Raw genomic sequence first — 16,801 nt, forward strand, 5'->3', positions numbered from 1 at the left:
TTTGATGCCCGCTCCATTATTTGCGTAAGGTGTAGTTTTTGGTTTGAGTAAACTGGATCATCAGATCGAGTAACGTTGCGTTTGGGTCATCTTTAAATAGCTGGCCTAATACTTGTACTGTGCAGGTGTCCTCGCCGGTTTCGCGTTGACCACGTGTATAGCGATACCACTGACGTGCGTAACACGATTTACCGTGCGCGCTGTCCGCGATTAATTCAGCAAGTTCATCAATGCCTTGATAGGGAACTACAGGTTCGCTGGCTGATAGGAAAGTTTCAGCTGAGAATAAACTGCCAATGTAACCTGATGAGTCAATAAATTTAACTTGCCCATCGCCAGTGGTTTCGGTTGTGGTATAAACTCCGATCTCGTTGTAGTTTTCAAATCCGAACCCTATCCCGTCAATGTATTGGTGGCACGACTGACAATCATTTTGTAAATGAGCGGTTTCAAATCGTTCTCGTACCGTTAAACTTGGGTCGTCTTGTGGCTTTAATACTGCCCCAATAGGTGGCGGTGGGAAGTCTTGACACATGAGATTACGGCGAACAAATAGTCCTCGTTTCACTGGATGCGTTTTTTCTGATGCAGATTGCAAAGTTAAAATCCCAGCATGGCCTAATATGCCTCGACGTTCACTGTTACCTGCATCTACCTCGTTACTTTCGCCAGTGCCATCGTTGTAATTGACTTGCTGCCATTGGTCGCCACCAGGCCACTGCAAGCCATAATGTTCTGCTAATTGCTGGGTCATAAAGCTATAATCTGCTGTGAGTAATTCGCGATATTGCCCTCCACCAAATACAGTACGACGCACAAATTCAATGGTCTCTTGTTTCATATCTGCTTTTAAGCTGTCGCTAAGTGTCGACGTTTTAATATCCTTGTCTAGGTCTAGCCAGCCTGTAATAAAACGTTCGAAAGCTGTTTCTGCACGAGCATCTTGTAGCATGTTGCCAAGTGTTGCGGCAATTTGCGTAGGGGTACTGAGTTCGCCTGCATCAGCCTTTGCCATTAGTTCGGGGCTTGGTGTTGTTGCCCAGTATGTATACGATAGCAAGGTGGCGATTTCGTAATCAGTTAGTTCAAAATAACCAGCGCCATTGCTCTCGCCTACTTCTGAGCGATATAACATTGCTGGGGCTGATAGTATTGCTGACAACACGCCTATATTGCCATGCTCATTATAAACCGAGGTCAAGTCGGTTAATTCCGTTGGCGTTAACGGACGACGAAATGCGCGTTTTCCAAAGTCATTAATAAAACAGCTGATATCGTTACAATTTAAAGTCAAACTATAAATATTATCGACCATCATAGCGGCTGTTTCTGCTGCAACAACGTAGCCTTTTGCGTAATCATTGGTAAATAAAGTATTGGCACTGGTTTTGAAACCGTTTACTGGAATATCCGCAGGGATACGACCAGAGGTAACATCTACGTTGTTTTCCAAGGCGAATAAATCACGAATTGAATTGTTGTATTCTAAAGTCGATAGCAAACGATAGCTGCGATTTTGAGGAATTAAGTCATCTAAGTCAGTTGAATTACATATGTTAGTTGGGGCCGTGTAAGCTTCGGCTAAAATTAAGCTCGCGGTAGATGTGGCACAGTCACCAGTACAAGCTGCTGCATTACCGAATGGCATATTGTTTTCGATATAAGCCGTTAAGCTGTTTAAGTCATAACGATTAATAGCATTAAGTAAGGACTTTCCTCCGATATTTTGAGCGCCATCACTGCCGTGACAACCTGCGCACCCTTGATTATTATAAAACGTACGTCCCGTTAGATAAGGGTCGCTTACGCTATTAAATACAGCTAACAAGGTGTATGACAATGCATCACCCACTACTAATTGTGTATTCTCTTGACTTGGGTTGACTAAGTAAGCGACACCAGAACCTTCCCAGCCAGAAAATTCAAGCCCAGTGGCTGCGGCGTCTGCATTGATATTGACGACTGTACCGGTGGCAAAGAGCTTACCTGATAAATTGGCACTGTTATTTAAAGTAACCGTGCCATTACCGACCTGAACTTGGCTCCCTGTTTCAACTCCATTACTGGTAGGTGCGGCGGTTAACCATGTATCGTCGTACCACATTGGGCTGGCAATATTAGCCGTTAAATCAGCTGTTTGATTTACTCCGTTATTGCTGAATATTATATTAATATTCCCATTACTGTTTGCCCATGTGGCTGGGAGTGTTAAGCGCAGCCATGTATCACCAAATAAGTTGGCAGACGTATTTAACTCGTTTCCCGGCCAATCTGCTGATCGAGTTGTTAATGTCGCATTTTCATTAGACCAAATATAAGCACTTGGTGTATCCCAATTACTTGGCACATTAAAGTAAACATATTGCCCAGCACCTTGGTTAACAACTGTTACGCTCGCTGTTTGTGTTTGATAGGTTGCAGTAACAATGGCAGTACCTGCCGTATTACCCGCAGTCATTAGCCCTGTTGAGCTGACACTGACAATAGATTCGTCACTGGTTAACCAGTTTGCGGCTAAGGTGATGCCTTCATTTTCGCCATTCGTGTAAGCTACAGCTGCTAATTGCTGGCTTTCACCCGCAATTAGGTTTGGAAGGGGTGTACTTATAATCGAAATTTGATCTATTGGATCGGCGTTTTTTGTGGTTGTATTCGTGGTCACCGCGATACTATCAGTATTCGTGCCACTGGCAATTAGCTGATAATAATAGGTTGTGTTGCTCGTTAGGCCGTTATCAAAAAATTCATTGCTGTTTTGGCTTAATGTTATTATTGGGCTAAAGGGGCCTGCGTTATTAATTGAGCGACTAAGGATGTAGCTTTGTTCGTCATCTGCTACATCATTCCACGTTAAGATGATTGAGTTTGACCCAGTTGAAGTGGCACTAAAATTGGTGGGTTGATTTGGCGCACCAAGCACCGTTATATCAATGCTTCCTATTTGTCCCATATAGTCAGCCCAAACAGTTGTATTACCTGCGTTACCGGCCGTTGAGGTGACAATTGGTTCACTCCCTAAAGGGTTAAGTATCTCAGTATTACTTGATGACCATGTAACAGGGTTGGTTGGTATGCTTTCAAATCCATTATCGTACATTGCATATGTGGAGAGTGTGACGCGGCTGTTTGGTACAATAGCAGTTTCGTCAATGGGCTCATCCAGTGCTACGATTAAGCCTGTTTGTGTTGCACTTTGTCCGTCTATCCAATCTGCAATTAGTTGGGCTGCAAGTGGATTCGTTAATGTGCTTCCTTTAGGCATGCGGTTGGCATCGTCTGTTTGATAGATATGTAATAAACTAGCGCTATGGTTAAAAGGTAACATGCGATAAACATCGGAACGTTTAACATTCATAATATCCATTTTGTTAACTGGCGTATCGTAATTTAAATCCATTAGGCTGCCATCATGACAGTGAGCACAGTTGGTATCTAAATAAGCACGCGCTCTTTTGTCTAAGTTAGCACTCGTATTTTGTGGATCTGGGTACGCAGTAAAGCTGTCTGCGCTAGCAATAGGGGGACCAAACAAGGCGAGTTGATTAAAAAGATTGATTTGATTAGCAACCACGCCTTGATAATTAAAATCACGATTTAATTGCGCAGTGCTTATTGCAAGCGGTTCTTTACTGCCAGTACCTAAATGGCATGAGGTACATTCAGCGCCTGATCTTACTTGGCGTATTATGTTACGCAGTGAGCCATTATAAAATTGCTCAACCGTTTCGTTAAACGCTTGTGTGACTAAATTGGCATCAGTACCTTGTGCGTTCCAGCGGTAATTTGCCGATGCCCAGTTGCCTGCATTTTGCTTAAATAAAACAGAGGTTTCAAAGGGGGTCGATCTTGTCGTACTGTCTTCAGTTGATTCTATCTGGGTCGGCAAAGATAGGTGTTTAACCAATACGCTGCCAATGGGTAAATTCCAAATATCATCAGGGTTAAATTCGACCACACTCTCATTAGGAATAGCAACAAAATGACGGGCTATTAAGCCGTCGAACCAACCGTCAGAGTTTACATCGTATTCTATCACGCCATGGACCGGGTATTGATGAATTAAATCGGCAAATAATCCCGTTTTTGATAGTTTATTAGGAATAACAGCTGCTTGCGCATCGCTGTCAACCATTCGGTAAATAATTGATAATCCGCCGTACTCTGCGCCATGCGAAGTGACAAATATAGCCTCGCCACTCATATCGGTGCCAAAAGATGAAATATTACCCGCAAAGGCATCGCTCACTAGCTGGTTTGTGTCGCCTTGAACAGCAGACCAAATCTTTTTACTGACATAATCACCGTATATGAAACGCCCATTTAGCGCGGGGAATGCAGTGCCACGGTAAACGAATCCGCCAATAATAGAGACTGATCCTGTATCATGTGCATAACCACCAACAGGTGCAATTAAATCATTACTGCATGTTCGTGTGTTATTTGGATCTCCCCCATCACTCCCTCTGTGATTAAGCCCTTCACAAATAGGCCAGCCATAGTTACCACCCGCTTCAATAATATTGATTTCTTCAAATCCAGCTTGCCCAACCTCGGTTTGCCACAGTAAGTAAGGTGCTTCACTGTCAAAGCTAAATCGCCAAGGGTTGCGGTGACCATATGACCAGATTTCGTCACGCACATTAGCATCATCTATAAATGGATTGTCGGATGGGATATCGTAATACAATCCTTTGATGTTAGGTGTTTCGCGCATAATAAGGCGAATAAAGCTGCCACGTAAATTAGTGGTTTGTTGTGAGCTATTATTGGTTCTTGGATCGGGTTGAGTAGGTGTAATGGCTGTATCACCGTATGCACCATCGCCAATACTCATATAAAATTCACCTGTTACGGGGTGAAATTGCATCATACTGCCTTTATGATCAGGACCAGGCTGCGGTATGCGTAATACCTCAACACGAGCACTTACTTGTGTTGGATTACTAGCATCATTTAAAGTAATTCGCTCTAGTACGCCATCACCAAAGGCGCCGTTATCACTTTCTGTATCGCTATTACCTTCTATATAATAAATATAAGCAAAACGATTACTTGCAAAATTAGGGTGAAATGCAATCGCAAGTAAACCTTGTTCGTGATAATCGCGGACCTCACTACTAATGTCGATGAGTGTATTTACTTGCGCGCTAGTCACGTTTGAATTGTTAGGGAAAACAAATACCTTACCTGACTTATCGACCACATAAATTAAGTCATTTAGACCGTCATTGGTCACCATAACCGGCGAGCTAAAGGCGTCATTTAGTGCAGGAAAAGCGAATTCGTACTTATAATTACCAGACGATACATTTCCTATAAGTGGGAAATTTAGGGGAGCTGAGAGTTTAGGCCTTTCTGGCATACCTTGCGTGACATTTACGACTGTTAGGTTAAATGAATCTTGATTACCATTAGCCAAGGTAACAGTCACATTGAATGTCCCTGTTGTACTTAGTGTTGGCGTAATGACACTTGCCCCTGTTAAAGTGCCAGTCCACGCTGTACTTTGCCAGCTTGCGTTATCAATATTACCCAATGAATCAGCACTTTCAGCAACTGTTAACGCTATTTTTGTATTCACATTGACGCTGCGATCGCCGCCCGCATGGACGTTTGAAGTGATCAACATGCCACATGAGGCTAAGCTCATCCATTCATTATTTTTATAACAGGCATTGGGCGTAATCATGGCTAAATCGTTAGTTTGGCCATTACCAATGCCATTATTAAAAATAACGTTCATTGAAGTTAATTCAACCATTGGATCGTAGCAGACATAGTCGCCGACTTGTGTCATTGCTTCACCTGGCCAGTTAAAATTATCCAGTGTGTCAGCAGGTGTCGAGTCCCACATGTAAATAGTGGGGGTTTGATAATTAGCCGTATTATCGTAGCAAATACTCGTTGCGGTGACCGTTTGTGTATTTTTGGGAATAACGGTGACCACTATTGTATCACTGCTGGTTGCGCCTTGATTATCAGTTATGGTTAAAGTAATCGTATAACTTCCCGGCGTGTTGTAAACAACTAAAGGAGATATTCCCGTTAACTGATTACTCCAATTGTAGTTTGTAATATTACCATCGGGATCAAATGATGCACTGGCACTAAGTGTGAATGTAATGCCTTCAATTACTTCAATATCTTCTCCTGCATTGGCAGTCGGAGCAATGTTAGGGAGTGGACTCGAGACCGCTAGTGCACAATCAGCGAGCGATTTCCAAGTCCCACTTTGCCAACAATTATTAGGGCTATTCATTAATAAATCAGGCGTTTGTGGATTACCGTCATTACTAAAAATGAGGTTAATACCGTCTATAGGAACCCCTGGGTCATAACAATAAAAACTGCCCTCAATAAACATCTCGTGGCCTGGCCAATTGGTATTGTTAACGGAACCAGTCGGTATTGAGTTCCATAAATGAAGCGTTGGGTTGTTGTATTTATTTGGATTATCAAAACAAATTGCGGTGGGGTTAACTGCGGCCAAAAGTGGTTTCGAAACGAAAAGAATACATAGAGATAATAGGAAAAAAAGTGTATTTAAGGCCAAAAAATAATTAAAAGAGGTAAAGCAACGACATCGCTCAACCTGACGACAGCTCTCACTAATATTATTTGTAGACATTATTACCACCTGCTTAAGACTATTAACTTTCGATAGTTAACAATATCACAACATATTTATTTACAAAAATGAGCGCTCAAAGCAAAAGCAGATAAAAGTAATGAAGAGTTATTCAATTTAATTTGAGTTATATTTGTTTTAAAACATGGTGTTAATTATTATTTTTACGTTATTGATATGCTTTTTATTGCTCGAGAATTAACTTTTTATGCGTAATCTTAAAGCAAATTGAGGTAAGGTATATTCTTTATTAAAACGTTGAAAACAATCGCCTTTTGTTTTTCTTGAGCCGTAATATATTTTATGCATACGTATTCACTTGGTTAACATTAAATATTCATTAAATTAACGTGGCAGGATCGTGGCTACTTCGGTGCTATTTTATGTTGGGAGTCTTAACTTGTTAAACTTTAGAAGTGTTATCTCATTTCCTTCACTGTTTCATAAAATGAATAAAGAGCCGTTATTATCTGAGTTGAAGTAACTGTGAAACTAAATTGCTTTGTGATTTTATTCTATATCGACAGAGTATGTTTATTTTTAGAGTTAAAATTGATTCAATGTAGGGACGCTCTAATTGCGGCGAAAGGTCTGTAATTTAGTGAACTTTATGATACCAATTTTATTACAAATATGGTCATTTTAACGTGTTAGACAACTCATTAAATACTTTAAATCATTCATATATAACAATCAACTACCAGAGTTTAGGTCATTGTTAATACGCTGTTTTATAGCGCTATAATGGGCCGCTAATTTCATAAAGTTAGCATAACTGATCTTGCGTTATTCCATCTCACAAGGGATTAAGTGAAAATCGGGTAATAAAGAGCTAATCGCCCCTAGAACGAACCCAAAGGCACCGCATGTTTGGCATTTATACTGCGTTATTACCTCTTTATGAGGAATAACTACTCGAAATAGGCGTGGCCTACTAAACACCAAACACGTTACTGCAATTTAATTTCGAAAGAGCTTTCTCAGTTTAAATTACGATTGATTAACCTTCTAATTGAAAGTCGTACACTGAGCCTAAATTAAGTAGTTGGGTAAGCTCATCAAGTGCTTGGTAGCTTTCGGTGAGTAGGGCTGAGTCTGCAAAGTCACTTGCGCCTAATTTATCGCGGTAGTTACGTTTTGCCCAGTCACACAGTTGTGTATATTTAGTATCAGTTAAAATAACCTCAGGGTTTACTGCAGCAAGTTCTTGCTCGTTAAGGGCTACACGTAAACGCAAGCAAGCTGGGCCGCCGCCATTTTGCATACTTTGGCGTAAATCAAAAAACTGTACTTGGTTTACTGGGTTATCAGCCATGATCATTTCTTCAATGTAGGCGTTAACCGCGCTGTTGCGTTTACATTCTTGTGGTGCCACTAACAGCATTGAGCCATCTTCAAGGCTCACAAGCTGGCTATTAAATAAGTAGCTACTTACAGCATCGGTAATGCTTACTTTATCGGTTGGTACTTCAATAATATAAAATTCTTTATTGCCTACATACGCTTCGCGAATATCTTGCAATGCCAAAGCTTGGTTTAAAAATGCTTGCTGGTGGCACAGTAATACATTGGCGTTACCTACTGCAATTACATCGTTATGAAACACGCCTTGGTCTATTACGTCTGGATTTTGCTGTAGTAGAATTTGGCTTGAATCTTTTAAGTTATGTAAACGGCAAATTGCTTCTGAGGCTTCGAGTGTTTGCCTTGCAGGAAATTTAGCTGGTTTTGGTAATTGGCTGTTAAACGCGCTGGCACCAAATACAAACATTTCAAGGCCTTGCTCGCCGTGGCTGTCACAAAAACGAGTATGGTTTGCTGCACCTTCGTCGCCAAAAAAGCCTTGGTCTGGTAAATGGGTATGGTGCGCAAAGTATTTGTCGTTATTAAACATCGCTTTTAATAAGCGCGTAGTGGTTGCAGGCTCTAATGAACGATGAAACTTATTATTTAAATTAGCTGAAGTAAAATGTACTTTGCCGTCGGTTGTATCAGGAGATGGCGATACCGTAGCGGCATTGGCTGTCCACATTGCAGACGCTGAATAACACGCGCGTAATAAAATAGGATCTGCTTTAAATGCTTTATGAATTACTTGTGCATCGTTACCGGTAAAGCCTAAGCGGCGCAGTACGTTTAAGTCGGGGCGCGCATGAGGGGCAAATACACCTTGAGTTAGGCCTTTGTCGTGCATGGCTTTCATTTTTTCAAGGCCTTGAAGCACAGCCTCTTGAGGATTTGAAAAGCTTGCTGCGTTATTTAACGAGGCAACATTACCATACGATAAACCAGCGTAGTTGTGAGTAGGGCCAACTAAGCCATCAAAATTAACTTCCAAAGCGTGCATACACGTTCCAACTAAAATTTTTCAATAGGGTGCAACAATACAACGCAATAGGGTTGCTTGCAAAGTTATAAACGCAGTGTTTTTACTAATTTTTTCGATGTTTTTAAATGTGGAGTTTATTACAAGGGGATTGTTTTTATATTGAACGATTAATTTGAAGTTTAATTAAAATGTACACATAAATTGCATAGTGTGCAAAAGCTTAGCCTAAAGTAGGTTTTTACATTTAAGCTTTATGCCAAGCCTTTACACAATACGATGTTACTTAACATAGACGCGCTCTTTGTCAGCGGTGGTATGGGTATTTGTTGGATCATTAACTTGCCAAACGCTAATGTCTAAACGCCATAAAAGGTAAAGGGTATGGTATAAGTTGAACATGGTTTTTCCTTGGTATTTTCACTGAACACATCAGTTTATAGGAAGAAGTATGCCAACATTAACTTGAATATTTTATGAATAGAAATCAGGTATTTAGTATTTAAGTGTAAATACGTACTAAAGCATTAGCACCAAAGCGGTGATGTATTTTTAAAATGTGCACCAGTGTGGTGTGTTTTTAACAAAAAGCCCTGCAACTATTGGGTCACTTAAATGTGCAAGGCTTTTTAAAAAATGTAGTCACTTAATAAGTAAATTAGCGGCCTACTTTTCCTTTTACTAAAGGCTCGAACGACATTACTTTAAACTTACCGTGGCTTTGATTTTTGCCATTATTAAGTACAGGCGAATTATGTAAATCGTCAACGGTAAAGTATATTTTATGATCGGCTCCGTAACTAAAACCATCAGGCCAGCTCAAACGTTCGTCTTTAAATAATACTTCGTAGTTGCCAGTGGGTTTAACTACGCCAATTGCGCCATTGGTTATGTCGGTTACATATACGTTACCGCCGCCATCAACAATAATACCATCTGAAATTGGCTTAGTGCCGTAACGCGTAACTTTGTCTTCAAGTGCTTTACCCGAAAGGCTCTCGTTATTTATATCGCTGGTGGCAATGCGGTAAACCGACGTGCCCGACATTGAGCCAAAGTAAAGCCAGTCTTCGTTAGGGTCAAGCGTAATAGGGTTAACACCTAAACGGGCAGGTTGGCCGCCAAGGCTCATTGTGCGCCCATCAATAACCATATCGATATTTTCGGCTGTGGTGTAATGGCTATTTTGTAACACTCTGCGTGCTACACCTGTTTTAAGGTTTACCGTAATAATAGCGGCTTGGCTGCCTTGGGCTGTGTCGGCAATGTATACAACGCCATGTTTATTATCGATGACTAAATCGTTTAAAAACGAGGTGTCGGTAATGGTCGGTTTAGCCAGATAAATAATTTTATGTAGTTGCTCTTTGTTTGTATCCCAACCTACTAAGCGCCCAGCGTGATCGGGCCCTGAAGTATCAAGCATCCATAAAACGCCATCGCTTGATACGTTTATACCAAGTACGTCGTAAAAACCTTTACCGTTTTTGTACGCGTATGCCCACTCTTCATTAGGGTAGGGCTTAGTTGTACCATCGCTTAAAAGCTCCATAATTTTTTGCTTTTGGCCAAAAAAGCCATGCACAGATAAAAACTTTCTGCCCGATGGGGTAATAGCAATGTTGCCCGGTGGGTGCTGCGCATCAAATGTGGCTACTGTTTTTAAATCAGTATTTTGGCCAGCGGTGTTAGCAGTTACGGCGCTGCTACCTAAAAGTGCCGTGCTACACGCCGCTGCTAATAGTAATTTTTTAATATGAGTCATTTTTAAAACCTTTTAAAACACGTTTATTGTTTAAAAATTAAGAGCCTAATCGGCTAAGTCGTTTACTACTAAATCGAGCAGCTGCATTAACTGCTTCGCTTGTGTTGCATCTACACTATCAAATTTACATAAAATATTTTTAGGAATATCGGCTGCTTTTAACTTAAGTGATTGGCCATGCTGGGTTAGCTGAACTAGGCGTTTGCGTTTGTCGTGCTCATCTTTAATAACAGCCAGTAATGATTTGTCGCTCATTTTTTTGAGTATTTGAGTCATTGCACCACCATCTATCGCGGTTTTATCTACTAGCTCTGCAATTGTTATTTCGTCTTGCTCCCACAGCGCCATCATTACTACATATTGCGGGTAAGTTAAATTTAGCTCGTTTAAAGGCTCGCGATACGCACGCGCAATGCTGTTAGATGCCATGTATAACCGATGGCATAACTGATTTTTTAACTTTAATTGCTCAAACGGCATAACGTTATCCTTTATTTCGATACATGCCATTTTAATTTGCATGCAAAGTATTTGCAATCTCTAATTACTTGTTCTATTATTTTGCACACAAACTAAATTAATTATTAAACTTTGGAGTTCATTATGAATGTATTACAAAACGTAGCCTACACAGCAAAAGCAACTGCAACTGGCGGCCGCGAAGGCGTAGCTAAATCTGATGATGGTCGTTTAGATGTAAATTTATCAACACCTAAAGGTTTAGGCGGAGACGACGGACAAGGCACTAACCCAGAGCAATTATTTGCCGCAGGCTATGCAGCATGTTTTATTGGTGCACTTAAATTTGTAGCAGGTAGCGAAAAAATAGATTTACCAAGCGACACGCATATTAATTCACAAGTGTCTATTGGTGCTATTGAAAGCGGTTTTGGTATTGCGGTAAAACTCGCTGTATCACTAGGTGATATGGATAAAGCTGCAGCGCAAACGCTTGTAGATAAAGCACACCAAGTATGCCCATATTCAAACGCAACACGTGGCAATATTGAAGTAGAGCTTTCAGTTATTTAATAACTAAATAAAGAAAAGTTATAAAAGCACACAACGACAATTAGTCGTTGTGTGCTTTTTTGCGTTTAAGGCATAAAAAATAAATATACGATAAATCGTATATTCACTATTCCATATGTTGTTATTTTGTTTTATTGTGGATGCATAAGCACAGTGAGGACAGTATGGAACAATTCAACCCACTTCAATTTTATAAATGCCTAGCGGACGATACACGTTTAAAAGCAATGCTGCTAATTAGCCACGAAGAAGAGCTGTGTGTATGCGAACTGGTTGCTGCACTTGAGCTAAGCCAGCCTAAAGTGTCTCGCCATTTAGCGCAGTTAAGGCAATGCGGATTATTGTGCGACCGTAAACAAAATCAATGGGTTTATTACAGTATTAATAAAGCCCTGCCAGAGTGGGCTAAAAATGTATTAACGCAAACGCTTACTGCTAACCCTTCATTTTATGAAAATGATTTAACGCGCTTAAACGCTATGGGTAATCGCCCTGAACGTATTACTTGCTGCTGTAACTAACTAATAAATTAACTTATTAAAGGTATTTAATTATGACTATTAAAGTAGGTATTAACGGTTTTGGCCGTATGGGGCGTTTAACTCTGCGTGCAGCAGTTGATTGGCCAGAAATAGAGTTTATTAAAGTAAATGATGTAGCGGGTGATGCTAAAACCCACGCACATTTAATTGAGTTTGACTCAGTACATGGGCGCTTAGCACAACTGGTTTCTAGTGATGATAATAGCTTTAGCGTGGGTAAGCACACGATTGCAGTTACCAACAACAAAACCATAAACGAAACTGATTGGTCTGATTGCGATGTAGTAATAGAGGCCAGCGGTAAAATGAAAACCACCGAGCTGTTAAATCAATATTTAGCACAAGGTGTTAAGCGTGTTGTGGTAACAGCACCTGTAAAAGAAGATGGTATTTTAAATGTAGTAATGGGTGTAAACGATGATCTTTATAACCCAAGTGAGCATAAAATTGTTACAGCCGCCTCGTGTACTACTAACTGTTTAGCGCCAATAGTAAAAGTACTGCAAGAAAAAGTGGGCATTAAGCACGGCTCAATGACTACTATTCACGACATTACTAATACTCAAACAATTATTGATGCCCCTCATAAAGATTTACGCCGTGCGCGTTCGTGCGGTACAAGCTTAATACCTACTACAACCGGTAGTGCAACGGCTATTACGCATATTTTCCCTGAGCTAAAAGGTAAATTAAACGGCCACGCCGTGCGCGTACCTCTTACTAACGCATCAATTACCGATTGTGTTTTTGAGCTCGAGCGAGGTGTTACACAAGATGAAGTAAACACGTGGTTTAAAAACGCTGCAAATAACGAGCTAAAAGACATTTTAGGCTACGAAGAAAAGCCGCTTGTATCTATAGATTACAAAACAGATCCGCGCAGCTGCACTATTGATGCGCTTTCAACCATGGTAATTAACAACACTCAACTTAAATTATACGCTTGGTACGATAACGAATGGGGCTATGCAAACCGTACTGCTGAGCTAATGCTTAAAGTTGCACAAAGTGATTTGGCTTAATCTCGTTTAAAAAGGTTTAACGCTATGCTTGCGCAGTTGGCTAATTTACCAAGTTCTATAAAGCAATATTTAATAATTACCGGTAACTATTGGGCATTTACTTTAACTGATGGTGCGCTACGCATGTTGGTGGTGCTGTATTTTCATCAGTTGGGTTATGGTGCATTTGCGATAGCCATGTTGTTTTTGTTTTATGAAATATTTGGGGTGATCACCAATTTAGTAGGTGGTTGGCTTGGCGCGCATTTAGGGTTGAACAAAACCATGAATGTAGGGCTTGGGCTACAACTTGTCGCTTTAGGCATGCTTTGTGTGCCAGGGGATTGGCTAACCGTTGCCTATGTTATGGCAGCGCAAGCACTGAGTGGCATAGCTAAAGACTTAAATAAAATGAGTGCAAAGAGCGCCATTAAGTATTTAGTACCGCAAGACGATGCAGGGCAAAGCCAATTATATAAATGGATTGCCATACTTACCGGCTCTAAAAATGCTTTAAAAGGGGTGGGCTTTTTTTTAGGCGGCTTATTACTAACTGTATTTGGTTTTGTGGGAGCATTAATAAGTCTAATTATTTTACTTAGTGTTGCGTGGGTTATTAGTTTAATTTTTTTAAAAGGCGATATTGGTAAAGCTAAAAACAAACCTAAGTTTAAAGAATTATTTTCTAAATCGCGGGCAATTAACTTACTTAGCGCAGCGCGTTTATGCTTGTTTGCAGCGCGCGATGTATGGTTTGTAGTTGCACTACCTGTTTACTTAGCCGCTCAGTTTAACTGGGATCATTGGTGGGTCAGCGGCTTTATGGCTTTGTGGGTAATTGCTTATGGGCTGGTGCAATCGCAAGCACCGCGAATAACTGGGCAAGGTGATTCAACTTCACATTCGGTCAAAAAAGCATACTGGTGGGTTGCTTTATTAAGTGGTGTAACTGGCATTTTGGCGTTGTTGATGCAATTGGATATAGCGGTACATTTTACGCTTGTAATAGGCTTACTTATTTTTGGTGGAGTATTTGCTGTAAATTCATCGCTGCACAGTTACTTAATAGTAAGTTTTGCTAAAAATGATGGGGTGTCACTCGACGTAGGCTTTTATTATATGGCCAATGCGATAGGGCGTTTGCTTGGTACGGTGCTTTCTGGTTGGGTTTTTCAAGTATATGGGCTTAGTGCGTGTTTATGGGTAAGTGTTTGTTTGTTAATAATGGCGACAATTACGACGGCATACCTGAAAAAGCAGTAAAAACCCAATTAATTGTATTAAATTCAAATTGTTTGATGATATTCATAGCTTCATTTTTTAAAACTACTAAACTATAGCTGTAGATTTAATCAAAAGGTGTATGGAATGCGGGAAATATCGTTAGCAAAAAAGTTACTCTGGCTTACCGTCGGGAGTATATTTATTACAGTATTGGTACTTTCTAGTGTTTTATGGTGGGAATTATCATCAAGCAATGAGCAGTTAGCGAGCAAATCTGAAGAGTATATCGTTGCTGAGGTTGAAGAAAAACTTAATGCTAATGCTGCAGTATATGGTGAACGAATTGCTGGCTTTGTTAACGAGGCTTACCGAGTTCCGTATTCATTAGCCGCATTACTTGGTGATGCTGCAAAACAAAATACGCTAAGTAGAGATACAGTTGTAAGCATAAACCGCTCTATTTTAGAAAATAATACACTTTTATCTTCTATTTATTCTCAGTTCGAAGCTAATGCTTTTGATGGACAAGATGCTCAATTCCAGCGGGGCTTTAAGCATTCTGTTGATGGTGATGGCACGCTCGAAGTCTATATTACTCGGGACGAGAATGGTACGGTAGAACAGCAAAAAGTGGCTAATGCAGCTGACAAATATATAACAAATTTGAACGAATTTGGACTTCGCGAAGCTGAATGGTACTTATGTGCAAAGGATACGCTCACACCATGTATTATGGAGCCTTACCTTTACGAAATTCCGTCTGGTGATTCGGTAATGTTAACGTCATTAACAGTGCCAATTTTAAAATCTGGGCAGTTTATTGGTTTAGCTGGCGTAGACTTAACACTTCCTACTTTTCAAGTGATGACTGAACAGCTTTCTAAACAACTCTATAACGGTAAAGCAAAAGTAACATTATTGAGTGACATAGGCTTAATTGTTGGCAGTAGCCATTATAAAACTAAACTAGGGCGTCCACTAAAAGAAGCGATTAGCTCATCGTTGTACAACGATATTGAAAAGTCAAAAGGACAAAGCGGTATTTTTAAGGTTAATAACGAGTACCTTGTTAATTACCCTATCAATATTAAACTTGCCAATAAGCAGTGGTCTTTAATTATTGAAGTACCAACAGAGCTTGCGCTCGCAGGTCCTGAAGCGTTGGCTGAAAACATGCAAAAAACTGCAGCATCGTTAGGGTCTATTATTTTAGTAACCGGTTTAGCTATAGCTGCAATTGCATTTGTTATAATGAAATTAGTGGTTGGCGGCATCGTTGCACCGCTTCGACAAATTCAACAACGTGTTGATAACCTTGCAAGCTCTGAGGGTGATTTAACGCATACATTGCATGTTGATAGCCACGCTGAACTTATTGCATTAGCTGGTGGGTTTAATCGATTTTTAGCAAAACTACGTGATTTAATTTCTGAACTAAAAGCGGTGTCTGAGCAAACCAAACAGCAAGGCGAGATAGCGCAACACATTGCCATAGATACAAAGCAAAATGTGCAATCGCAATTTCAAGAAATTGAAAGTGTGGTAACGGCTATGAACGAAATGAGCGCAACAGCACTCGAAGTTGCCAGAGCATCAGAACAGTCAGCGCAGCAGGCAGATGAAATTAATGGCTTAGTGGTTAGTAGTGAGTCGAGTTTGTCGTCAGCGATGAGCCAAGTTAAAACTATGTCTGAAGAAATTAAAGAAGCTAACCAAGCGGTTGAAAAAGTAGCATCGCGTAGTAAAGATATTACGCAAATTTTGGATGTGATCCGTACCATTTCAGAACAAACTAACTTATTGGCACTTAATGCGGCAATTGAAGCTGCGCGTGCTGGTGAACATGGCCGAGGCTTTGCGGTAGTTGCTGATGAGGTAAGAGCGCTTGCGTCTAAAACGCGTTCATCGACTGACGATATCAGTAAATTGATCGATAGTTTGTTACACGAAGTTGGCAATGCCTCAACTGTAATAGAAAAAGGCGTAGTGCGCGCACAAAGTGCTGTTGATGAAACCTCAATTGCATTTGATGCTCTTCACAGTGTAGTGGTTAAAGTTGATGAAATAACTAATCAAATTACACATATTGCCACGGCAGCTGAAGAGCAAAGTTTAGTAACTGAAGAAATAAATCGTAATTTAACACTTATATCAGATGCAGCTTCGCAGCTATCCGATTTATCGGCACAAGCAGGCGATAGCAGTGAAGTACTCAACAAGCTTGTAACGCAACAAGATTCAGAGCTTAATAAGTTAAAAACGTAATATTGAACGTAAAAAAAT

General features: G+C 40.4%; 9 protein-coding genes. 5 read left to right on the forward strand and 4 right to left on the reverse strand.

What is annotated here, in order from left to right; genetic code table 11:
• Positions 1 to 16: 16 nt before the first annotated feature.
• The 4 genes from D172_RS17460 to D172_RS17475 form a co-directional block, all read right to left on the reverse strand.
• The gene (locus D172_RS17460) at positions 17 to 6,490 is read right to left on the reverse strand and encodes a starch-binding protein (RefSeq protein ID WP_237113707.1); all 6,474 of its coding nucleotides are present in this window, start codon (positions 6,488 to 6,490) and stop codon (positions 17 to 19) included.
• A 1,138-nt stretch (positions 6,491 to 7,628) separates the two neighbouring features.
• Positions 7,629 to 8,975, reverse strand: coding sequence for an N-succinylarginine dihydrolase (gene astB / locus D172_RS17465; protein WP_004334492.1), 1,347 nt, complete (start codon positions 8,973 to 8,975; stop codon positions 7,629 to 7,631).
• A 637-nt stretch (positions 8,976 to 9,612) separates the two neighbouring features.
• The gene (locus tag D172_RS17470) at positions 9,613 to 10,719 is read right to left on the reverse strand and encodes an L-dopachrome tautomerase-related protein (RefSeq protein ID WP_007377115.1); all 1,107 of its coding nucleotides are present in this window, start codon (positions 10,717 to 10,719) and stop codon (positions 9,613 to 9,615) included.
• 45 nt (positions 10,720 to 10,764) lie between these two features.
• Entirely contained in the window at positions 10,765 to 11,199 is a 435-nt protein-coding gene (locus tag D172_RS17475; protein ID WP_007377114.1) for a MarR family winged helix-turn-helix transcriptional regulator, read from the reverse strand.
• Between the two features lie 123 nt (positions 11,200 to 11,322).
• On the opposite strand from D172_RS17475, the gene D172_RS17480 reads away from it, so the two are divergent.
• From D172_RS17480 to D172_RS17500, 5 genes are all read left to right on the forward strand, one after another.
• Positions 11,323 to 11,751 (forward strand): organic hydroperoxide resistance protein, encoded by a 429-nt coding sequence (locus D172_RS17480; RefSeq protein ID WP_007377113.1) that lies wholly within the window; start codon positions 11,323 to 11,325, stop codon positions 11,749 to 11,751.
• 164 nt (positions 11,752 to 11,915) lie between these two features.
• Positions 11,916 to 12,272 carry a metalloregulator ArsR/SmtB family transcription factor gene (locus D172_RS17485; RefSeq protein ID WP_007377112.1) on the forward strand — a complete coding sequence of 119 codons (357 nt, stop codon included), beginning with the start codon at positions 11,916 to 11,918 and terminating at the stop codon, positions 12,270 to 12,272.
• Positions 12,273 to 12,304: 32 nt separating this feature from the next.
• A complete protein-coding gene (locus D172_RS17490; protein WP_007377111.1) occupies positions 12,305 to 13,315 on the forward strand; it encodes an ArsJ-associated glyceraldehyde-3-phosphate dehydrogenase in 1,011 nt (336 codons plus the stop codon).
• 24 nt (positions 13,316 to 13,339) lie between these two features.
• Positions 13,340 to 14,557 (forward strand): organoarsenical effux MFS transporter ArsJ, encoded by a 1,218-nt coding sequence (gene arsJ / locus D172_RS17495; RefSeq protein ID WP_007377110.1) that lies wholly within the window; start codon positions 13,340 to 13,342, stop codon positions 14,555 to 14,557.
• Between the two features lie 105 nt (positions 14,558 to 14,662).
• Positions 14,663 to 16,783 (forward strand): methyl-accepting chemotaxis protein, encoded by a 2,121-nt coding sequence (locus D172_RS17500; protein WP_007377109.1) that lies wholly within the window; start codon positions 14,663 to 14,665, stop codon positions 16,781 to 16,783.
• The last annotated feature ends 18 nt before the right edge of the window (positions 16,784 to 16,801 follow it).

Source organism: Pseudoalteromonas sp. Bsw20308 (assembly GCF_000310105.2).
In the GTDB taxonomy this organism is placed as follows: domain Bacteria; phylum Pseudomonadota; class Gammaproteobacteria; order Enterobacterales; family Alteromonadaceae; genus Pseudoalteromonas; species Pseudoalteromonas fuliginea.

What these genes read in the sequence shown, in the direction of transcription:
- arsJ (WP_007377110.1), top strand. Translation starts at nt 13,340, where the DNA reads ATGCTTGCGCAGTTGGCTAATTTACCAAGTTCTATAAAGCAATATTTA.
- D172_RS17475 (WP_007377114.1), bottom strand. Translation starts at nt 11,199, where the DNA reads ATGCCGTTTGAGCAATTAAAGTTAAAAAATCAGTTATGCCATCGGTTA.
- D172_RS17490 (WP_007377111.1), top strand. Translation starts at nt 12,305, where the DNA reads ATGACTATTAAAGTAGGTATTAACGGTTTTGGCCGTATGGGGCGTTTA.
- D172_RS17470 (WP_007377115.1), bottom strand. Translation starts at nt 10,719, where the DNA reads ATGACTCATATTAAAAAATTACTATTAGCAGCGGCGTGTAGCACGGCA.
- D172_RS17480 (WP_007377113.1), top strand. Translation starts at nt 11,323, where the DNA reads ATGAATGTATTACAAAACGTAGCCTACACAGCAAAAGCAACTGCAACT.
- D172_RS17485 (WP_007377112.1), top strand. Translation starts at nt 11,916, where the DNA reads ATGGAACAATTCAACCCACTTCAATTTTATAAATGCCTAGCGGACGAT.
- astB (WP_004334492.1), bottom strand. Translation starts at nt 8,975, where the DNA reads ATGCACGCTTTGGAAGTTAATTTTGATGGCTTAGTTGGCCCTACTCAC.
- D172_RS17500 (WP_007377109.1), top strand. Translation starts at nt 14,663, where the DNA reads ATGCGGGAAATATCGTTAGCAAAAAAGTTACTCTGGCTTACCGTCGGG.